The organism is Massilia consociata (genome assembly GCF_042432755.1).
Classification (GTDB): domain Bacteria; phylum Pseudomonadota; class Gammaproteobacteria; order Burkholderiales; family Burkholderiaceae_D; genus Telluria; species Telluria consociata.
The window spans coordinates 292,957-312,265 of sequence record NZ_JBHLWP010000006.1 but is presented as its reverse complement, the minus strand read 5'-3'; the positions used below and the strand labels follow the sequence as shown (position 1 = coordinate 312,265).

The window sequence follows — 19,309 nt, the reverse complement described above, 5'->3', positions numbered from 1 at the left end:
GGTGTTAACGCTGTTTCGAACGCTGACTCATGCACGTCGTTCCCGCGCAGGCGGGAACCCAATTTCCCTACCGAAGTGGCAGCGGCCGCTCAGCCGCCATTCCCAAACAACACCTCCGCCCTCTGGAACAGAATCCACGAGGTCGCAATGTACTTGTCCCCGCTCCTCGCCACATGCCCCTTGTGGGTATGCGTGAACCCGGCCGGCGCGATGATCAGGCGCCCCTTGCGCGCCTCGACCTTGCGGTTCTGGTACAGGAACTCGGTCTCCCCGCCGTCTTCCACGTCGTTCAGGTAGAACTGCCACAGCAGCACCCGGTGCAGCGTCTCGCAGCTGGCGTTCTGCGGGTAGATCTCGGAATGCCAGTGGTGGTAGCCGCCCGAGTCCTGCAGGTACTTCTGCAGGTTGATGTGCCCCACGCGGTACATCGACTGCAGCAGCGCCATGACGTTCGGCGTGCCGAATTCGTCGAAATTCGACAGCGACAGCGTCACCGCCTCGCCGGTCTGCGGATGCGCCACCTGCGGCGACAGCGCGCCGATCAGGAGCATGCGGTATTTGTCCATGTACTGCGCCATGTGCCTGGCCATGGCCGTCGTCAGGAGGCGGCCGACGTCGTCCCATTCCGCGTGCCCGTTGATGGTGAGGTCGTAGCTGTCCTTCTTGCTGACGTCGACCCCGTTGCCGGTGCGGCCGCGCATCACCTTGTTGCTCTCGTTGAAGCGCGCCACGATCGCGTCGCATTGTTCGGCGCTCAGGGCGTTGTCATAGATGCCGATGAAGTCTTCCACGCAGTTCTCCCGCCGTTTTTATCGTTGATCAGCCGCGTTGGCGTTCGTGGTTCCACAGCACGTCGCTGCCGCCGGCAAAGCGGTTCAGCACGCGCGCCAGCACGAACATCAGGTCCGACAGGCGGTTGACGTACTGGCGCGGGTGGGGGCGGACGTTTTCCTCCGACTGCGACAGCGCCACGATGCTGCGCTCGGCGCGGCGGCACACGGTGCGGCACACATGGGCGGTCGAGGCGGCGCGCGAGCCGGCCGGCAGGATGAATTCCTTCAGGATCGGCAGGTCGGCGTTGTACTTCTCGAGCAGGCCGTCCAGGCGCGCCACGTGCTCGTCCTTGATCATCTCGTAGCCGGGAATGCACAGCTCGCCGCCCAGGTCGAACAGGTCGTGCTGGATCGAGACCAGTTCTTCGCGCAGGTCCGGCGGCATGTCCTCGCACAGCAGCAGGCCGACGAAGGAGTTGAGCTCGTCCACCTCGCCCAGGGCGTGGATGCGTGCGCTGTCCTTGCGGGTGCGGCTGCCGTCGCCCAGGCCGGTGGTGCCGTCGTCGCCGGTGCGGGTGGCGATCTTGGAAAGTCGGTTGCCCATGATGTTGCCTTATGCAATATGTTAAAAAAACGATAGGTCGAGCATACGATAAAACGCGGCGCTTGTGCCCCGCTCGCACCCAAATATGCCTACAATTCGGGAATGTCTACCACCGTGCCCGTCGCCACTTCCACCTTCGCCGGACGGCGTGAACAGGTCGCCGCCGCGCTGCGCGCGCGCCTGCCCGAAGGCGCCGTCCTGTCCGACCCCGAAGATACCCGTCCCTACGAGTGCGACGGCCTGGCGGCCTACCGCCAGCTGCCGATGGTCGTCACGCTGCCCACGACCGAAGAACAGGTGCTGGCCGTCCTGGCGGTCTGCCGCGAACTGCAGGTGCCGATCGTGCCGCGCGGCGCCGGCACCGGCTTGTCCGGCGGCGCGCTGCCCATCGCCGACGGCGTGGTCCTGTCGACGGCGCGCCTGAACCGCATCGTGCGGGTGGATGCCTACGCGCGCACCGCGGTCGTGCAACCCGGTGTGCGCAACCTGGCGATCTCGGAAGCGGCCAGCCAGCACGGCCTGTACTACGCGCCGGACCCGTCCTCGCAGATCGCCTGCACCATCGGCGGCAACGTGGCCGAGAACTCGGGCGGCGTACACTGCCTCAAGTACGGCCTGACGGTGCACAACGTGCTGCGCGTGCGCGTGGCCACGATCGACGGCGAGATCATCGAACTGGGCGGCGCAGCGCTCGACGCCCCCGGGCTGGACCTGCTGGCCGTGTTCATCGGCTCGGAAGGCATGCTCGGCATCGTCACGGAAGTGACGGTCAAGCTCGTTCCGAAGCCCGCGGTGGCGCAGGTGGTCATGGCCTCGTTCGGCGACGTGATCACGGCCGGCAACGCGGTGGCCAGCGTCATCGCCGCCGGCATCATCCCGGCCGGGCTGGAAATGATGGACCGCACCTCGGTGCGCATGGTCGAGCCTTTCGTGCGTGCGGGCTACGACACCGATGCCGCCGCCATCCTGCTGTGCGAGGCCGACGGCACCGCGCTGGAAGTGGCGGAAGAAATCGCGCGCATGAAGGCGGTATTCGAAGGCGCCGGGGCGACGGCCATCGCCGTGTCGCAGAGCGAGGCCGAGCGCATGCGCTTCTGGTCGGGGCGCAAGAACGCCTTCCCGGCCGCGGGACGCATCTCGCCGGATTACTACTGCATGGACGGCACCATCCCGCGCAAGCAGCTGGCGCGCGTACTGAAGGGGATCGAGGAAATGGAAACGACCTTCGGCCTGCGCTGCTCGAACGTGTTCCATGCGGGCGACGGCAACATGCACCCCCTGATCCTGTTCGATGCCAACCAGCCGGGCGAATTCGAGCGCGCCGAGGCCTTCGGGGCGGCGATCCTGGCGCTGTGCGTCGAAGTGGGCGGCACCATCACCGGCGAGCACGGCGTGGGCATGGAAAAGATCAACTCGATGTGCGTGCAGTTCGGGCGCAAGGAGCTCGACGCCTTCTTCGCGGTCAAGCGCGCTTTCGACGGCTTGAGCCTGCTCAACCCGGACAAGGCGATCCCGACGCCGCATCGCTGCGCCGAGTTCGGCAAGATGCACGTGCACGGCGGCGAGCTGCCGTTCCCCGACCTTCCTCGTTTTTGACACCATGCAGTCCATCGAACAATTCCAGGAACGGGTGCGCGCCGCGGCCGCCGACAAGACGCCCCTGCGCATCCGCGGCGGCGGCGGCAAGGACTGGTACGGCCAGCGCCTGGAGGGGGAAATCCTCGACACGCGCGGTTACAGCGGCGTGGTCGACTACGAGCCGACCGAACTGGTGATCACGGCGCGCTGCGGCACGCCGCTGGCCGAGATCGAGGCCGTGCTCGCCGAGCGCAACCAGATGCTGGCCTTCGAGCCGCCGCATTTCGGGACGGGGGCGACGCTGGGCGGGACGATTGCCGCCGGCCTGTCCGGCCCGCGCCGCGCCACCAGCGGCGCCGTGCGCGACTTCGTGCTGGGCGCCAGGCTGCTGGACGGGAAGGGCGATGTACTGTCCTTCGGCGGCCAGGTGATGAAGAACGTGGCCGGCTACGACGTCTCGCGCATGCTCGCCGGTTCGCTCGGCACGCTGGGCCTGCTGCTGGAAGTGTCGGTCAAGGTGCTGCCGCGGCCGTTTGCGGAAACCACCCTGCGTCTTGAAACCGGCGAGATCGATGCCATCCGCAAGCTGAACGAGTGGGGCGGCCAGCCGCTGCCCTTATCCGGCAGTTGCTGGCACGATGGCGTATTGTCGCTGCGCCTGTCCGGGGCCCAGGCCGCGGTCGATGCTGCGGTGCGCCTGATCGGCGGCGAGACCGTGCCGGATGCCGGGCATTTCTGGGCGGGCCTGCGCGAGCAGCGCCACCCGTTCTTCGCGGGCGCGGGCGCGTTGTGGCGCTTGTCCGTGCCGTCGACGACGGGCGCGGTCATTCTCGGCGGCGCGCAGCTGATCGAGTGGGGCGGCGCCCAGCGCTGGCTGCGCACCGGACTCGATGCCGCCACCATCCGCCGGACGGTGTCGAGCGCCGGCGGGCACGCGACCCTGTTCCGCGGCGGCGACAAGTCAAGCGGTGTGTTCCAGCCGCTGCCCCCTGCAATCGCCCGCATCCACGAACGCCTGAAGGCGTCCTTCGATCCGGCGCACGTCTTCAATCCGGGACGGATGTACTGAGATACTGACATGCAAACCAACCTGGCCGATTTCATCAAGGGCACCCCGGAGGGGGACGAGGCGGAAGCGATCCTGCGCGCCTGCGTGCATTGCGGCTTCTGCACCGCCACCTGCCCGACTTACCAGCTGCTGGGCGACGAGCTCGACGGACCGCGCGGCCGCATCTACCTGATCAAGCAGGTGCTCGAAGGCGCCCAGCCCACCCGCAAGACCCAGCTGCACCTGGACCGCTGCCTCACCTGCCGCAACTGCGAAACCACCTGCCCCTCGGGCGTCAAGTACGGCCGCCTGGTGGACATCGGCCGCCGCGTGGTCGAGGAACGCGTGCCGCGTCCCCTGAAAGACCGGGTGAAACGCACGACCCTCAAGGAATTCCTGCCGCGCACCGCGCTGTTCAAGCCGGCGTTCAGGGCAGGGCAGCTGGCGCGTCCGGTACTGTCGAAGGCGCTGCAGGACAAGCTGCAGCCGGCGCGTCGGGCGGGCAACTGGCCCACGCGTACCCATGCGCGCAAGATGCTGGTGCTGGAGGGCTGCGTGCAGCCGGCGATGGCGCCGAACATCAACGCCGCCACCGCGCGCGTGCTCGACGCCTTCGGGGTGCAGCTGATGGCGGCGCCGAAGGCCGGCTGCTGCGGCGCCGTGCGCTACCACCTGAACGATCAACAGGGTGGCCTGATCGATGCGCGCCGCAACATCGACGCCTGGTGGCCTTGGGTGGAACGCGGAGAGATCGAGGCGATCGTCATGACGGCATCCGGCTGCGGCGTCACGGTCAAGGAGTATGGCCACCTGCTGGCGCACGACCAGGCCTATGCCGCGAAGGCCGCGCGCATCTCGCTGCTCACGCGCGACTTGTCCGAGGTCATGCCGGAGTTCGAAGAGGAACTCGCTGCGAAGCTGAAAGGGAAGGTCGCCAAACGCGTCGCCTGGCACCCGCCATGCACGCTGCAGCACGGCCAGCAGATCCGCGGCAAGGTCGAAGGCCTGCTGCGCGCCGCCGGCGTGGACGTGACCCTGTGCGCCGACAGCCACCTGTGCTGCGGCTCGGCCGGCACCTATTCGGTGCTGCACCCCGAGATCGCCCATGAACTGCGCGACCGCAAGCTGGCCAGCCTGGCGGCAACCGGAGCGGATGAAATCGTCTCGGCGAACATCGGCTGCATGACGCACCTGCAGTCGGGAACCGCGATGCCCGTCACGCACTGGATCGAGTTGATCGACCGGGCGCTGGCATAAGGCGGGCGAGGCTATACTGACGCCCTGCAACAACCTGGAGATGCAATCTTGAGCTTCATTTTTCAGCTCATCCGTGAAGACGAGGGCATGCCGCCGGCCGTCGTGTTCGAAGATTCCACCAGCCCCGGCCTGGTGCCGCTGTGGGAAGAGGTGGGCGTCTACGATGCGCTCTACAACAGCGACGGCAGGCTGGCGCGCGACGTCTCGCGCGCCATCGCCTATGGCCTGGACCGCGTCAGCGAAGAAGCGGTACTGGCCCGCCTGATGCCGCCCGGCCTGTCGCAGGGCGAGGCTGTCCGCTTCCTGGAAAACGTCAACCGTGCCTGCGTCACCCATGGCGCGGCATGGATCCAGACCCGCTAGGCGCTACCCTGAGCAGTGCTTGTAGTCGAGTTACACCTTTTGTCTTATTATCGATGGGGTTCGCACCCATGAGAGGTAGTTTTTCTACCCATGTAAAGACAAGGAGACTCCATGCACGTCCGTCGCTTCGCTGCCGTCATCGCCGCATCCTGCCTGCTCGGCCTGCTCAGTTCACCTGCCTGGGCGCAGCAGCGCATCGCCAGCGCAGCATCACCGGGCAACGTCATCGAGGTCGAGGTGCAGCTCGACGGCATGGGCAAGCTCGCCTATGGCGTCAAGCGCAACGGCGCGCCCATCATTGCGCCGTCGCGCCTCGGCTTCAACCTTGCCAATGCGAGGAAGCTCGACGGCAGCTTCAGCCTGCGCCGGCAAAGCACGAGCGAGCATGACAGCACCTGGGAGCAGCCCTGGGGCGAGCGCCGGTTCGTACGCAACCGCTATCGCGAACTGCGCGTGGACCTCGAGCAGAAGAAGCATCAAGGCCGCCAGCTCAGCGTGGTGTTTCGCATCTACGACGACGGCGTGGGCTTTCGCTACGAGTTTCCGGCGCAGCCGCAGCTGCGCACTGCCGAGATCATCGACGAGCTGACTGAATTCACGGTAAGCCAGCCGGCCACTGCCTGGTGGATCCCCGCTGGCGAGCTGCCTGGGCTGGAGGAAGAAATCCGCAAGGCGCCGCTCAAGGAGATCGGCATCGCCAACACGCCGCTCACGGTGCGCCTGGAGGACGGCACCCACCTTGCCTTCCACGAGGCGGCGCTGGTCGACTACGCCAGCATGTGGCTGCGCAAGGTCGACGGGCAGAAGCTGCGCGCCATGCTCGCGCCCTCGCCGAGCGGTCCGGCCGTGGTACGCAAGGGGGCGTTCACGACACCGTGGCGCACGCTGCAGATCGCGGACAACGCCGCCGGCCTGCTCATGTCGGACCTGATCCTCAACCTGAACGAACCGAACAGGCTGGGCGACGTATCGTGGGTCAAGCCCTCGAAGTTCATCGGCGTCTGGTGGCAGATGCACCTCCAGAGCGGCACCTGGAACGCCGGCCCGAAGCACGCCGCCACGACTGCCAACACGAAGAAATACATCGACTTCGCCGCGAAGCACGGCTTCCGCGGTGTGCTGGTGGAAGGCTGGAACAAGGGCTGGGAAAGCGATTGGGGCCACGGCGGCGCCGACTTCAGCTTTACCGAGCCGTATCCGGACTTCGATTTGCCGGGCCTGGCGAGCTACGCAAAATCGAAGGGCGTGCGCCTGGTCGGCCACCACGAGACCGGCGCCGACATCGTCGCCTACGAGAAGCAGATGGACGCCGCCTACCGGCTGTATGCGAAGCTGGGCGTGGACAGCATCAAGTCCGGCTACGTGCACGAGGCGGGCAGCGCGCTGTTCCCGGGCCGGGACGGCAAACCGCGCTACGGCCATTACGATTCGCAGGATGGGGTGCGCCACTTCCTCAAGGCCGTCACGCAAGCCGCCAAGTACAAGCTCGCGATCAATACCCACGAGCCGGTGAAGGACACCGGCCTGCGCCGCACCTATCCGAACTGGCTGACGCGTGAAGGCGCGCGCGGCGTCGAGTACAACGCCTGGGGCAATCCACCCAACAGCGTGGACCACGAGGCCAAGCTGGTCTTCACGCGCATGCTGAGCGGTCCGATGGACTACACCCCGGGCGTCCTGAGCCTGGTCGGCGCGGACGGCAAGACCTTCAACTCGACCCAGGCCAAGCAGCTGGCGAACTTCGTCGTGATCTATTCGCCGCTCCAGATGGCGGCCGACCTGCCGGAGAATTACGAGAAGTATCCGGCCGCCTTCAAGTTCATCAAGGACGTGCCGGCCGACTGGGCCGATACCCGTGTCGTCAATGGCGCCGTGGGCGAATACGTGACCATCGCCCGCAAGGATCGTGCCGGCGCCGACTGGTACGTGGGCGCCGTCACCGACGGCCAGGCACGCACGCTGCCGCTGCCCCTCGGCTTCCTCGACGAGGGCAAGCGCTACACGGCCGAAATCTACCGCGACGGCGACCAGGCCGACTACCGCACCGAACGCCGTTTCGACTTGGTGACGGAGACGAAGACCGTCACCGCGGCGGACACGCTGCAGCTGCGCCTGGCCCCCGGCGGCGGGCAGGCAATCCGCCTCACGCCGCAGCCTTGATCGTGGAACACCCTACCCCAGCAGCTTCTCGATATCGCCCGCGATCTCGCCCGGCACCGTCTGCGGCGCGTAGCGCTTGACGACTTCGCCGTTGCGGTCGACCAGGAACTTGGTGAAGTTCCATTTGATGGCTTCCGTGCCGAGCACGCCCGGTTTTTCACCTTTTAGGTGCTTGTAGAGCGGATGCGCGTTGTCGCCGTTGACGTCGATCTTGGCGAACATCGGGAAGGTGACGCCGTAGTTCTTTTCGCAGAAGGCGCCGATCTCCGCTTCGGTGCCCGGTTCCTGCTTGCCGAACTGGTTGCACGGGAAGCCCAGCACGGCCAGGCCGCGCTCGCTGAACTGGCGGTGCAGCTCTTCCAGTCCCTTGTATTGCGGCGTGAAGCCGCAGGCGCTGGCGGTGTTGACGATGAGGAGGACCTTGCCGCGGAAGCGGTCGAGGTTCACGGGCTGGCCGTCCAGGGCGTTCGCGCTGAAATCGAAGACGTTCATGGTTGCTGCCTCTTGTAGGGAAAACGTGAAGTGTATGCCAAGGCGGCGAAGCGCACCGGCGCGCATTGAGGTGGCTCCGGTTGGCATGCATCGATCAAGCTGTCGATTGTTATCTTTTGTTACAAACATAAAGATGCGTGCGTGCGACAATCGCCGTCGCCCAAACTGTCGAGCAGTCTCCATGACCATCACACGCCACGCCGTACGCCCCCCCCGATCGACCCTGATCGCCCACCTCGTCGCTGGTGCCTTCCTCGCACCGCTTGCCCCGCTCGCAGCGGCACAACAGGCCCCGGCAGCGCCGGCCGGCCAGCCCGTGCCGGCCGCCGACGTGCCGCCGGCCGCCGCGGCGCCGGTCGCGTCCACCGTCACCGTCACCGCCACCAAGACGACCAACCGCATCGACCGCCAGTCCTACGACGTCAAGGCCGACCCGGCCACGTCGAACGACACCGTGGCCGACACGCTGAACAAGGTGCCGTCGGTCGGCGTCGACGCGGACGGCAACGTGACGCTGCGCGGCAGGAACAACGTGCAGATCCTGGTGGACGGCAAGCCGTCCGCGATGATGCAGGGCGAGAACCGCGCGGCCGCGCTCAATGCGCTGCCGGCGGCCGACCTCGAATCGGTGGAAGTCATCAACAACCCGGGCGCGCAGTTCGGCAACGAGGGCGGTGGCGGGCCGATCATCAACCTGGTGATGCGGCGCGAGCGCACTCCCGGCGGCTTCGGGGTGGTGAACGCTAACGTCGGTGCCGAGGGACGCTACAACAGCTCCGCTTTCGGCAGCTATACGACCGGCCGCTACAGCATGCAAGGCAGTGTCTTCCGCCGCGAAGACAAGCGCGAAACGAGCGGCGAGACCCGGCGCGAGCGGATCGACCCGGCCACCGACGCCATCGCGCGCAGCACCCAGGTCTCCAGCGGCGAGAACCGCAACGAATCGACCGGCTTCAACGGCGGCCTGACCTATAACCTGGGCGACAAGGACGTGGTCGGCGTCACCGCCAGCTTCTCCCAGCACCAGAACGAATCGGCGTCGGGCGAGCAGTACCGCAGCACGAACGCCGCCGGCATCGTCGACAACGAATACCTGCGCACCAGCCTGCGCGAGGGGAAGAACCGCAACTACAGCCTGGGCGGCCGCCTGGAGCACAAGGGCGAGCAGCCGGGCGAAGTCTTCAAGATGGACCTGCGCCTGTCGGGCTCGGAAGGCGACAGCGATGCGCGCCTCGCCAATGCCTACACGGTGCGCCCGGCATTTGCCACGGCGCCCAACAGCCGGCAGGAAAACCGCAACGAAACCCGGGTCGCAGACTTTACCGGCGACTACGAGCTGCCGGGCGAGCACGGCGTATTCAAGGCGGGCTACAAGGTGGCGCGCAACCGCAACGTGTTCGACAACGCCTACTTCGACATCGATTTGGGCACGGGAGGCGAACGCGTGAACACGGCGCGCACCAACCTGTTCGAGCTGACAGACACCACCTATGCGCTGTACGGCAGCTACCAGTGGCGCGTCAACGAGAAGTGGGGCGTGCTGGGCGGCCTGCGCGCCGAGTATGCGGACCTCGACATGAACCAGGTCACCACCGGCCAGCGCGCCAGCAACCATTACTTCGATGCGATCCCGAGCGCCTTCGTTACCTATGGCCTGTCGGACGACACCACGCTGCGCCTGAGCTACGCGCACCGCATCCGCCGCCCGAATGCCGGCGACCTGAACCCCTTCGTGGTGTACCGCGACGAGCTGAATCTCTCGTCGGGCAACCCGAACTTGCAGCCGACCAATTCCGATTCGCTCGAGCTGGGCATCGAGACCAAGCTGGGCAAGGTGGACACCAACGTGCGCCTGTACGCGCGCCGCGATTCCGACCTGATCTCCGAGCGCCGCTTCCTGCTGGCCAACGACGTGGTGCTGACCACCCGCGAGAACGCCGGCAGCAGCCGCTCGGGCGGCCTGGAATTCAACTTCAGCGGCCGCGCCACGCCGAAGCTGATGCTCAACGTGAACGGCAACATCGGCTACGCGGAACAGACCGTGCTGGGTAGCGCGATCGCCGACAAGCGCTCGGCGACCTCGGTCAGCGGCCGTGCGCGCGTGAGCTACCAGATGGACGCCGCCAACACCTTCCAGCTGATGCTCAACGCGCAGGGCAAGACCCTGTTCGGCGAGGGCTACCGCGAGCCGCAGCGCACGGCCGACGCCAGCTACCGCCGCAACCTGACCCAGGCCCTGACCCTGGTCGTCAACGTCAACGACCTGTTCGATTCGCAGAAGATGGAGATGGTCACCGAGACCGACCGCCTGCGCGAGTACAGCATCCGCCGCTTCGGCGGCCGCATGGCCTACGTGGGGCTGTCGTACCGCTTCGGCAGTTTCGGCGGCGCCGGCGGACAGCGCCGGCCGATGTTCATGGGGCCGGGCGGTCCCGGCGGCCCCGGCGGTCCGGGCGGTCCGGTCTTCATCGGCCCCGGCCGCTGATACGCCGGTTAGAGAATGACAAAGGGCGCCGCGGCGCCCTTTGTCATTCCTGCCTCTTTACTGCTTCATTACTGCCGCCTCAGACGATCCCGAGGTGATCCATCCCGGTCGAAAAATCGCGGTTCTTCGCGTGCTTGCTGTTGAGCTTGATGTTCAGGCGCAGGTCGTTGACCGAATCCGCGTTGCGCAGCGCGTCTTCATACGAGATCTTGTCGGCCTCGTACAGGTCGAACAGGGCCTGGTCGAAAGTCTGCATGCCCAGCTCGCGCGACTTCTTCATGATCTCCTTGATCTCGTGGACTTCGCCCTTGAAGATCAGGTCGGAGATGAGCGGGGAGTTCAGCAGGATCTCCATCGCCACCACGCGGCCCTTGGCTTCCTTTTTCGGGATCAGGCGCTGCGAGATCAGGCCCTTCAGGTTGAGCGACAGGTCCATCAGCAGCTGCTGGCGGCGCTCCTCGGGGAAGAAGTTGATGATGCGGTCCAGCGCCTGGTTGGCGCTGTTGGCGTGCAGCGTGGCCAGGCACAGGTGGCCGGTTTCGGCAAACGCAATCGCGTGCTCCATCGTCTCGCGGTCGCGGATCTCGCCGATCTGGATCACGTCCGGCGCCTGGCGCAGGGAGTTCTTCAGCGCCGCCTCGAAGCTGTCGGTGTCCACGCCCACTTCGCGCTGGGTGATGACGCAGTTGCGGTGCGGGTGGACGAATTCGACCGGGTCCTCGATGGTGATGATGTGGCCGTGGCTGTTCTCGTTGCGGTAGCCGACCATCGCGGCCAGCGTCGTCGATTTACCGGAGCCGGTGGCGCCGACCATGATGACCAGGCCGCGCTTGGTCATGATCACGTCCTTCAGCGTCTCGGGCAGGTCGAGGTCCTCGAACTTCGGGATGGTGGTGGTGATCACGCGCAGCACCATGCCCACGCAGCCCATCTGCATGAAGGCCGAGACGCGGAAGCGTCCCAGGTCGCCCGGGCTGATCGCGAAGTTCGCTTCCTTGGTCAGTTCGAAGCCGGCGGCCTGCTTGTCGTTCATGATGGCGCGCGCCAGGTCGGCCGTGTGGTTGCCGGTGAGGGCCTGGCTCGACACCGGCGTCATCTTGCCGTCGATCTTGATCGCCGGCGGGAAGCCGGCGGTGATGAACAGGTCCGACCCGCCCTTGCTGGTCATGAGGCGCAGCAGGTCGAACATGAACTTGGATGCCTGGTCGCGTTCCATTGCTGCTCCTTAGCCGGGGAAGTTTTCGGGGATCTTTGCGGCCGAGCGGGCGGCGGCGCTGGAGATGATGTTGCGGCGTACCAGGTCGGTCAGGTTCTGGTCGAGCGTCTGCATGCCGACGCTGCTGCCGGTCTGGATCGCCGAATACATCTGCGCGATCTTCGCTTCGCGGATCAGGTTGCGGATCGCCGGGGTGCCGATCATGATCTCGTGCGCCGCCACGCGGCCCGAGCCGTCCTTGGTTTTCAGGAGGGTCTGCGAGATGACGGCCTGCAGCGACTCCGACAGCATCGCGCGCACCATCTCCTTTTCTTCGGCCGGGAACACGTCGACGATACGGTCGATGGTCTTGGCCGCCGACGAGGTGTGCAGGGTGCCGAACACCAGGTGGCCGGTTTCCGCCGCCGACAGGGCCAGGCGGATGGTTTCCAGGTCGCGCAGTTCGCCGACCAGGATGCAGTCCGGGTCTTCGCGCAGCGCCGAGCGCAGCGCGTTGTTGAAGGACAGCGTGTGCGGGCCGACTTCGCGCTGGTTGATCAGGCACTTCTTGGAGTCGTGCACGAATTCGATCGGGTCCTCGATGGTGAGGATGTGACCGTACTCGTTTTCGTTGAGGTGGTTCACCATCGCCGCCAGGGTGGTCGACTTGCCCGAGCCGGTCGGGCCGGTGACGAGCACCAGGCCGCGCGGCTTGAGGGCGAGCTCGCTGAAGATCCTGGGCGCGTTCAGCTCTTCCAGCGACAGGATCTTGGACGGGATGGTGCGCAGCACGGCGGAGGCGCCGCGCTCCTGGTTGAAGGCGTTGACGCGGAAGCGCGCCAGGCCGGGGATCGCGAACGAGAAGTCGCACTCCAGCACTTCCTCGTACTGCTTGCGCTGGCCGTCGTTCATGATGTCATAGATCATCCCGTGCACGTCCTTGTGCTCGAGCGGCGGCAGGTTGATGCGGCGTACGTCGCCATGCACGCGGATCATCGGCGGCAGGCCGGCCGAGAGGTGCAGGTCCGAGGCCTTGTTCTTGACCGAGAAGGCAAGTAATTCCGAAATGTCCATTGTTATAATCCCTGTGCCGTGAGTGGAGCCAGGCAAAGGACCTCGTCTCGACTCAAAAATATTTCCTATAGAAAACCATTATGTCCACAATCGCTGCCAACTTGCAAGCTGTCGAAGCGACAATCGGAGCCGCTTGTACCTCTGCCGGAAGGGCGAGAAACGAAGTGCAATTACTGGCTGTTTCGAAGACTTTCCCAGCGGAGGCCGTAGTCGAGGCGATGGCGGCGGGGCAGCGCGCGTTTGGCGAAAACTATCTGCAGGAAGCGCTCGACAAGATGCAGGAAGTGGCGCGCCTGCAACCTGCCACGCCGGTCGAATGGCATTTCATCGGGCCGATCCAGAGCAACAAGACGCGGCCGATCGCCGCCCACTTCGACTGGGTACACACGGTGGAGCGCCTGAAGATCGCGCAGCGCCTGTCGGAGCAGCGTCCGCCGGAGCTTGGCCCGCTCGACATCTGCCTGCAGGTGAACATCAGCGGCGAGGCCAGCAAGAGCGGCGCCGGCGAAGACGAACTGCCCGAGCTGGCGCGCCAGGTCGCGGCCTTGCCGAACCTGCGACTGCGCGGCCTGATGGCCATTCCCGAACGCGCCAACGACGAGGCGCAGCAGCGCGCCGCGTTCGCGCGCCTGCGCGCCTTGTTCGACGCCCTGCGTGCGCAAGGCATGGCACTCGATACGCTGTCGATGGGCATGTCGGGCGACCTTGGCGCGGCCATTGCGGAAGGCGCGACCATCGTGCGTGTCGGCAGTGCCATCTTTGGTGCGCGGAACTATGAATAATACTCACGAATAATAACTATCTTTAATGAATGGGAATCACGAATGAAGGTGGCCGAATGAAGATCGCATTTATCGGTGGCGGCAACATGGCCACGGCCCTGATCGCCGGCCTGGCCGGCCAGCTCACCGGCGCCGGCAGCCTGCATGTGGTCGATCCCAACACCGAGGCGCTCGAGCGCCTGGCCAGCCAGTACGGCGTGAGCACGGCAGCGTCCATCGACGTGCAGGTGGGGAGCGCCGATGTCGTCGTGCTGGCGGTGAAGCCGCAGCAGATGCGCGAGGTTGCCGCCAGCCTGGCGCCGCAGCTCGGCAACCAGCCGCTGGTGCTGTCGATCGCGGCCGGCATCCGCATCGCCGACCTGGGGCGCTGGCTGGGAGGCTACACCCGTATCGTACGCGCGATGCCGAATACGCCGGCGCTGATCGCCATGGGCATCACCGGCATGGTGGCGGGCCCGGACGTCGACGCCGCGCAGCGCCAGGCCGCCGACAACGTGATGCGCGCGGTCGGCCAGACCGTGTGGCTCGCCGACGAGAGCCTGATCGACCCGGTGACGGCAGTGTCGGGCAGCGGCCCGGCCTACGTCTTCTACTTCCTGGAAGCGATGCAGCAGGCGGCCGTCGAGATGGGACTGGATGCGGAGCAGGGGAAGGCACTGGCGCTGGCCACGTTCACCGGCGCGGCCCAGCTGGCGGCGCAATCCGGCGACCCGGTGGAGGTGCTGCGCCAGCGCGTGACCTCGAAGGGCGGCACCACGCATGCGGCGATTTCCAGCATGGAGGCGGCGGGGGTGAAGGACGCGATCGTCGCGGCGATGAAGGCCGCTGCGGACCGGGGGCGCGAGCTGGGGGACGAGCTCGGGAAAGACTGGTAGGGTGGTCGGCTCCGCCGACCGCGCGTTCAACTAATGCCGGAATGGATGCGAAGTGTCCAAGCACGCACTGCTTGAACGCGCGGCCGGCAAAGCGTGATCTGGTCCACTGGACCAGATCACGCCTACGGGTTCGTGCTTATTTACGGCCGATGGTCAGCTGCTTGATCGCCTGCTGCTGGCCGTCGTCGACCGCACGCACTTCCACGGTCCACGGGCCCTTGCCCGACATCGATACCGCCTTCGAGAACACCAGCGCCTCGCCCTGCTGGACGAAGGCCGACCTGTCGAAGCTGTGGATCACCTTGCCGTTGCTGGCGAGGACCCGCAGGTCCGCCGCGGTCACGCTGGCAATGCCGTTGCCGTCGGCGACTTTCGCATTGATCGTCACCGGCTGGTCGCCGCTGACTTTCATCGCGCTGGCGCTCAGTTCCGCGGTCGGCGGGACGTTGTTCGGCACCGTCACCTCGTACTTGCCCGTGTAGTTGGTCGACAACAGGTTCACGCGCCCGTCGATCCGCACATGCCACTCGCCGGCGACCGGGAACTTGACGTCGACCGAGCGGTAGTTCTGCAGCGTCGTCAGGCCGGCCGACTGGGCCGCGAAACCGGTGCCGGTGCGCGGGTCGACGCCCGGCGGGTACAGGGTGATGTAGAGGTTGTTCACCTCGAGATCCCATTTGGCATCGGCGAACAGTTTCTGTGCACCCGGCTCGACCGTGATCTTGTGCAGGCCATAACCCGTGTTGGTCTGGAACGAATTCAATGCCGCCGCGCCGGAATAGGTGCCGTCGATCACGCGTACCGGGCCCGGGTTGTATTTCACCAAGTCGCCCGCCGTGACCGCGGCCGGGATGTTGCCGGCATTGACGGCGTCGACCGCCTTGCGGGTATCGACGAAGCCCGCGCCCGCATCATGGGTGTCGTAGCCGGCCATGATCTCCTTGTTGGCGGTGACTTCGAGCAGGCGGATCACGTCCAGCGGCGACAGGCGCGGCCCGCCTTTCGCGTCCTGCGCCTGGTGCACCAGCGCCGCGATGCCGCTCACGTGCGGCGTCGCCATCGAGGTGCCCGAGGCCGCGCCGTAGTTGGTGCCGCTGGCGGTCATCGGGTGCAGCGGGTTCTGGCTTGATACGATGTTCTCGCCCGGCGCCACGATGCTTGGGCGGTCGATGCCGAGCGGACGCGCGGCGTGGTCCCAGGTGGCCTGTTCCTCGGCGCTGGCGGCGAGGAAGAGCTGCAGGTTGGCCAGGGCCAGTTCGCGGTCGTGGTTGCCGTCCGGCCGGCCGCGCGACGAGAAGCCGGTTACACCATAGGCCTTGTTGGTGGCGCCGATGCCCAGGCCGTAGGGGGCGTTCGAATACGGGTTCATCGTGTTCGGACCCGCGCCGTCGTTGCCGGCCGCGAAGATCGACAGGATGCCCTGCTCGTAGGCCAGGCGCGAGGCGACGTTGGTCGAGCGGTTGGGGTTGAAGGGCTCGTAGGTGGAGCTGCCCCAGGAATTGCTGAGGATGCGGATGTCGGCGACGCCGTCGCGCTTGCTGGCGATCACGTGGTCGTAGGCTTCCAGCGTGAACGGCAGGTTGATGCCGGCGCTGGCGCCGTAGCTGATGATGGTCGCCTTGGGCGCCATGCCGCGCAGGTTGCCGTCGGAATCCACCCCGGTGCCGGCGATGGTGCCGATGCAGTGGGTGCCGTGGCCGTACTCGTCGGTGTTCCAGTGGGTGCCGAGGCCGCCGATGTGGCGTTCGACGATCGAGGTCTCGACGTCGATGCCGTCCGGCGTCAGCGACACGTACACCTGGGTCGGGTCGATGCCCAGCGCACCTGCCACCGCATAGTTTTTCTTCACGTTGCCGAGGTCCGGATGCAGGCCGTCGGCGCCGGTGTCGATGACCGCCACCGTCACGCCCGCGCCGTCCAGGCCCAGCACGCGCTGCACTTCCTCGGCGCGGGTCAGGGCGCGCCCCTCGGCGTTGAACAGGCGCTGGGTGCGGCTCGGCTCGATGAAGCGGGTCTCGGCCCAGCCGGCGACCTTGCTGATCTCGTCCTTGGTCAGCAGCATGCGCGCCATCGGCAGCACCTTGTAGGTCTTGAACTTGCGCCCGAGGACGGACAGGCGCGATGCGCTTTCCTTCTTGTCGAACACGACGATGACGTCGTAGTAGACGTTGGCGAGCTGCTTGTTCAGTTCCTGGACGAACAGCGAATCGATCTTGGCGGTGAGGGGCACGGCGGAGGTGCCTGGCAGGATGCCGGTGATGGCAGCGTTGGCGACCGGGCCTTGTGCGCCCAGGGCCATGACGAGTGCTGCGACGAGTGCGAAACGACGACGGGATGTACTCACGAATTGCTCCTCTTGATCTGGTTTCAGTCTCCGGGATGCTTCAGGGTGCTACGCGGCATTTCCGTGTGCCGCTTGATGAGTATTCCGTCGGAAATGTCAATACGTCAAAGGTGCATACATACGTTTCGCAATATTTTTTCGATAGCGCGTAAAGCGTTGCTTTCCCGCCAATATTCAACCGTGCGCGAGGGTGCTTGTGCTAGATATTGATGAGCTTGCTGGAGGCGGGCGAACGGCGGGAAAAAAGGGCGAGCGGCGGGAGGGACGCTCCGGCGGGAGCGTCCAGGAAAGGAGAGCCGGGCAGGATGCCCGGCGGCAAGGTGGATCAGTGGACTTCGAAGCCCTTCCAGCGCAGCACCGGAAGGAGCTTCTGGGCGAACTTGTAGGCCGAGACGGCCGCCGTCGCGGTGCCCACCGCCCACTTGGGCCGGACGATGAACAGGCCGGCGGCAATGCCGGCAACGATCAGCGCTGTCTTCTGGTGGCGCACGGCGTAGGCGGGAATCGCCCCCAGGGTGGCGGGCGAGGCCAGGGTGGCCACTTCCTGCGCCACCAGGGCGCGCTGGTCGGCGCAGCGGGCCACCAGCGCCTCGCGGCGGGCGGCCAGTTCCAGGGATTTAGTGCCCATCCGGGTGTTCTCCTTCCGCGTGCACGTCCATGTGCCCGCCCTTGAGCGCCGCCGCGTCCTTGCGCAGTTCCGCCAGGGTGGCGGGCAGCAGCGGCGGACGCGAGGCCAGGCCGGCACGCAGCTTCATGGCCGCGAACGCGGCGCCCAACCCGAACAGGACGGCCATGCCGCCTACCGCCGCCAGGCGATGGGTGTCCCAGAACAGCACCAGCACGAACAGCACGACGAGGCCCAGGAAAAACAGCGCCATGACGGCCGCCGCCGCCGCCCACGCAAGGTAGCCGAGCAGGCGCTGCGTGCTTTCCTGGAGCTCGATGGCTGCCAGTTCCAGGCGCGTGCGCGCCAGGTCCAGCATGGTGGCGCCAAACTGCCGGATGCCGGCCGCGATCGTCATGGCTTAGCGCCGGGCGATCAGCATGCCGATCACGATGCCGACCGCGGCACCCAGGCCCACCGACTTCCATGGGTGGTCGTGCACGTATTCGTCGGTCACGCGCGCGGCTTCCCTGGTCTTCTCGACCACCGTGTGCTGGTAATCGGCCAGGCCTTCCTTGGCGGCCGACAGGGTCTGCTCGAACTTTTCCTTGGCTGCCAGCAGCTCGTCACCGGTGAGCTGCCCGCCGTTGCGCAGCCACGCTTCGGCGTCCTGGATCACGTTCTTCAGGTCCGACAGCAGTTGTTCGCGGGTGCCGGTTTGGGTAGGAATTTTCTCCATCATGCTGAACCTCTTTAGGTGTGAATGAATGCCTTTCGTGCAATATTACCTGAATGCATAGTCTAGTGCGACACCGCTGAACAATGCTGCGCCAAGCCAGTTGTTGTGACGGAAAGCCTTGAAGCAATCCATGCGGTCGCGGTGGCGGATCAGGGTGTAGTGGTACAGGGCGATTCCCGCCGCGACCACGATGCCGGCCACGAACCACCAGCGCAGCCCCAGGTACCAGCCGCACACCAGGTCGATGGCCAGCGCCGCGCCATAGCACAGCATCACGGCGGCCACGTCGAAGCGGCCGAAGGTGATGGCAGAGGTGCGGATGCCGATCTTCAGGTCGTCGTCGCGGTCGACCATGGCGTATTCGGTGTCGTAGGCCACGGCCCAGAACACGTTCGCCACCAGCAGCCACCAGGCCACCGCCGGTACCTCGTTCTGCACCGCGGCGAAAGCCATCGGGATGCCGAAGCCGAACGCGATGCCCAGGTAGGCCTGCGGAATCGCGAAGAAGCGCTTGAAGTAGGGGTAGGTGCCGGCCACGATCAGCGCCAGCACCGACAGCTGCTTGGTCAGCGTGTTCAGGGGCAGGATCAGGAGAAAGGACACCAGCGACAGCACGGCCGCCACCATCACGGCTTCCCAGCCGCGGATCTTGCCGCTGGTGAGCGGGCGGTCCACGGTGCGTTTCACGTGCTTGTCGAAGTCGCGATCGGCGTAGTCGTTGATGGCGCAGCCTGCCGAGCGCATCAGGGCCGTGCCGAGCACGAAGATCGCCAGCACCGTCATGCTTGGTGTCCCGCCGGAGGCCATCCACAGCGCCCACAGGGTAGGCCACAGCAGCAGGAGGATGCCGATCGGCTTGTCGGCACGGACCAGGCGGAAATAGAGCGCCAACTTGTTCATGAATCGCGTTGTCTTGGCTAGCAAGAATTGTTGAGC

At 66.2% G+C, this 19,309-nt stretch carries 18 protein-coding genes; 8 read left to right on the top strand and 10 right to left on the bottom strand.

The window, feature by feature from the left end:
* Positions 1-89 precede the first annotated feature (89 nt).
* Both ACFFJK_RS05530 and ACFFJK_RS05525 read right to left on the bottom strand, forming a co-directional pair.
* Positions 90-791: a 2OG-Fe(II) oxygenase gene (locus tag ACFFJK_RS05530; protein ID WP_379678150.1), complete on the bottom strand. Its 702-nt coding sequence runs from the start codon at positions 789-791 to the stop codon at positions 90-92.
* A 28-nt stretch (positions 792-819) separates the two neighbouring features.
* Complete coding sequence (locus ACFFJK_RS05525; protein ID WP_379678149.1) at positions 820-1,377, bottom strand: cob(I)yrinic acid a,c-diamide adenosyltransferase; 558 nt, start codon at positions 1,375-1,377, stop codon at positions 820-822.
* 102 nt (positions 1,378-1,479) lie between these two features.
* On the opposite strand from ACFFJK_RS05525, the gene ACFFJK_RS05520 reads away from it, so the two are divergent.
* The 5 genes from ACFFJK_RS05520 to ACFFJK_RS05500 all read left to right on the top strand — a co-directional run bounded on the left by ACFFJK_RS05520 (position 1,480) and on the right by ACFFJK_RS05500 (position 7,783).
* Positions 1,480-2,973: an FAD-linked oxidase C-terminal domain-containing protein gene (locus ACFFJK_RS05520; protein ID WP_379678148.1), complete on the top strand. Its 1,494-nt coding sequence runs from the start codon at positions 1,480-1,482 to the stop codon at positions 2,971-2,973.
* A gap of 4 nt (positions 2,974-2,977) precedes the next feature.
* Positions 2,978-4,024 carry a glycolate oxidase subunit GlcE gene (gene glcE / locus ACFFJK_RS05515; protein WP_379678147.1) on the top strand — a complete coding sequence of 349 codons (1,047 nt, stop codon included), beginning with the start codon at positions 2,978-2,980 and terminating at the stop codon, positions 4,022-4,024.
* A 9-nt stretch (positions 4,025-4,033) separates the two neighbouring features.
* The gene (gene glcF / locus ACFFJK_RS05510; protein ID WP_379678146.1) at positions 4,034-5,260 is read left to right on the top strand and encodes a glycolate oxidase subunit GlcF; all 1,227 of its coding nucleotides are present in this window, start codon (positions 4,034-4,036) and stop codon (positions 5,258-5,260) included.
* A 48-nt stretch (positions 5,261-5,308) separates the two neighbouring features.
* The gene (locus ACFFJK_RS05505) at positions 5,309-5,623 is read left to right on the top strand and encodes a hypothetical protein (RefSeq protein ID WP_379678145.1); all 315 of its coding nucleotides are present in this window, start codon (positions 5,309-5,311) and stop codon (positions 5,621-5,623) included.
* 111 nt (positions 5,624-5,734) lie between these two features.
* Complete coding sequence (locus ACFFJK_RS05500) at positions 5,735-7,783, top strand: glycoside hydrolase family 97 protein (protein ID WP_379678144.1); 2,049 nt, start codon at positions 5,735-5,737, stop codon at positions 7,781-7,783.
* Positions 7,784-7,795: 12 nt separating this feature from the next.
* Here ACFFJK_RS05500 and ACFFJK_RS05495 read toward each other — a convergent pair whose 3' ends face one another.
* Complete coding sequence (locus ACFFJK_RS05495; RefSeq protein WP_379678143.1) at positions 7,796-8,275, bottom strand: glutathione peroxidase; 480 nt, start codon at positions 8,273-8,275, stop codon at positions 7,796-7,798.
* 181 nt (positions 8,276-8,456) lie between these two features.
* On the opposite strand from ACFFJK_RS05495, the gene ACFFJK_RS05490 reads away from it, so the two are divergent.
* Positions 8,457-10,760 (top strand): TonB-dependent receptor domain-containing protein, encoded by a 2,304-nt coding sequence (locus tag ACFFJK_RS05490; RefSeq protein WP_379678142.1) that lies wholly within the window; start codon positions 8,457-8,459, stop codon positions 10,758-10,760.
* A gap of 79 nt (positions 10,761-10,839) precedes the next feature.
* Here ACFFJK_RS05490 and ACFFJK_RS05485 read toward each other — a convergent pair whose 3' ends face one another.
* Positions 10,840-11,976, bottom strand: a complete 1,137-nt coding sequence (locus ACFFJK_RS05485) for a PilT/PilU family type 4a pilus ATPase (RefSeq protein ID WP_379678141.1) — start codon at positions 11,974-11,976, stop codon at positions 10,840-10,842.
* A 9-nt stretch (positions 11,977-11,985) separates the two neighbouring features.
* On the bottom strand, positions 11,986-13,035 hold the full coding sequence (locus ACFFJK_RS05480) for a type IV pilus twitching motility protein PilT (protein WP_446686046.1): 1,050 nt from the start codon (positions 13,033-13,035) through the stop codon (positions 11,986-11,988).
* A 74-nt stretch (positions 13,036-13,109) separates the two neighbouring features.
* Between ACFFJK_RS05480 and ACFFJK_RS05475 the strand changes: the two genes are divergently transcribed.
* Complete coding sequence (locus tag ACFFJK_RS05475) at positions 13,110-13,811, top strand: YggS family pyridoxal phosphate-dependent enzyme (protein WP_379678139.1); 702 nt, start codon at positions 13,110-13,112, stop codon at positions 13,809-13,811.
* 56 nt (positions 13,812-13,867) lie between these two features.
* A complete protein-coding gene (proC, locus tag ACFFJK_RS05470; RefSeq protein ID WP_379678138.1) occupies positions 13,868-14,686 on the top strand; it encodes a pyrroline-5-carboxylate reductase in 819 nt (272 codons plus the stop codon).
* A 136-nt stretch (positions 14,687-14,822) separates the two neighbouring features.
* Here the strand turns inward: proC and ACFFJK_RS05465 are convergent, their stop codons facing one another.
* The 5 genes from ACFFJK_RS05465 to ubiA all read right to left on the bottom strand — a co-directional run bounded on the left by ACFFJK_RS05465 (position 14,823) and on the right by ubiA (position 19,273).
* Positions 14,823-17,030 (bottom strand): S8 family serine peptidase, encoded by a 2,208-nt coding sequence (locus ACFFJK_RS05465; RefSeq protein ID WP_379678137.1) that lies wholly within the window; start codon positions 17,028-17,030, stop codon positions 14,823-14,825.
* A 325-nt stretch (positions 17,031-17,355) separates the two neighbouring features.
* On the bottom strand, positions 17,356-17,658 hold the full coding sequence (locus ACFFJK_RS05460; protein ID WP_379678136.1) for a hypothetical protein: 303 nt from the start codon (positions 17,656-17,658) through the stop codon (positions 17,356-17,358).
* Entirely contained in the window at positions 17,648-18,052 is a 405-nt protein-coding gene (locus tag ACFFJK_RS05455) for a phage holin family protein (protein ID WP_379678134.1), read from the bottom strand. Before ACFFJK_RS05455 ends, ACFFJK_RS05460 begins: the two co-directional genes overlap by 11 nt.
* A 3-nt stretch (positions 18,053-18,055) precedes the next feature.
* On the bottom strand, positions 18,056-18,376 hold the full coding sequence (locus ACFFJK_RS05450; protein ID WP_379678132.1) for an ElaB/YgaM/YqjD family protein: 321 nt from the start codon (positions 18,374-18,376) through the stop codon (positions 18,056-18,058).
* 42 nt (positions 18,377-18,418) lie between these two features.
* A complete protein-coding gene (ubiA, locus tag ACFFJK_RS05445; protein WP_379678130.1) occupies positions 18,419-19,273 on the bottom strand; it encodes a 4-hydroxybenzoate octaprenyltransferase in 855 nt (284 codons plus the stop codon).
* Between the last annotated feature and the right edge of the window lie 36 nt (positions 19,274-19,309).

What these genes read in the sequence shown, in the direction of transcription:
- ACFFJK_RS05525 (WP_379678149.1), bottom strand. Translation starts at nt 1,377, where the DNA reads ATGGGCAACCGACTTTCCAAGATCGCCACCCGCACCGGCGACGACGGC.
- ACFFJK_RS05520 (WP_379678148.1), top strand. Translation starts at nt 1,480, where the DNA reads ATGTCTACCACCGTGCCCGTCGCCACTTCCACCTTCGCCGGACGGCGT.
- glcE (WP_379678147.1), top strand. Translation starts at nt 2,978, where the DNA reads ATGCAGTCCATCGAACAATTCCAGGAACGGGTGCGCGCCGCGGCCGCC.
- glcF (WP_379678146.1), top strand. Translation starts at nt 4,034, where the DNA reads ATGCAAACCAACCTGGCCGATTTCATCAAGGGCACCCCGGAGGGGGAC.
- ACFFJK_RS05500 (WP_379678144.1), top strand. Translation starts at nt 5,735, where the DNA reads ATGCACGTCCGTCGCTTCGCTGCCGTCATCGCCGCATCCTGCCTGCTC.
- ACFFJK_RS05495 (WP_379678143.1), bottom strand. Translation starts at nt 8,275, where the DNA reads ATGAACGTCTTCGATTTCAGCGCGAACGCCCTGGACGGCCAGCCCGTG.
- ACFFJK_RS05490 (WP_379678142.1), top strand. Translation starts at nt 8,457, where the DNA reads ATGACCATCACACGCCACGCCGTACGCCCCCCCCGATCGACCCTGATC.
- ACFFJK_RS05485 (WP_379678141.1), bottom strand. Translation starts at nt 11,976, where the DNA reads ATGGAACGCGACCAGGCATCCAAGTTCATGTTCGACCTGCTGCGCCTC.
- ACFFJK_RS05475 (WP_379678139.1), top strand. Translation starts at nt 13,110, where the DNA reads ATGTCCACAATCGCTGCCAACTTGCAAGCTGTCGAAGCGACAATCGGA.
- proC (WP_379678138.1), top strand. Translation starts at nt 13,868, where the DNA reads ATGAAGATCGCATTTATCGGTGGCGGCAACATGGCCACGGCCCTGATC.
- ACFFJK_RS05460 (WP_379678136.1), bottom strand. Translation starts at nt 17,658, where the DNA reads ATGGGCACTAAATCCCTGGAACTGGCCGCCCGCCGCGAGGCGCTGGTG.
- ACFFJK_RS05455 (WP_379678134.1), bottom strand. Translation starts at nt 18,052, where the DNA reads ATGACGATCGCGGCCGGCATCCGGCAGTTTGGCGCCACCATGCTGGAC.
- ACFFJK_RS05450 (WP_379678132.1), bottom strand. Translation starts at nt 18,376, where the DNA reads ATGATGGAGAAAATTCCTACCCAAACCGGCACCCGCGAACAACTGCTG.
- ubiA (WP_379678130.1), bottom strand. Translation starts at nt 19,273, where the DNA reads ATGAACAAGTTGGCGCTCTATTTCCGCCTGGTCCGTGCCGACAAGCCG.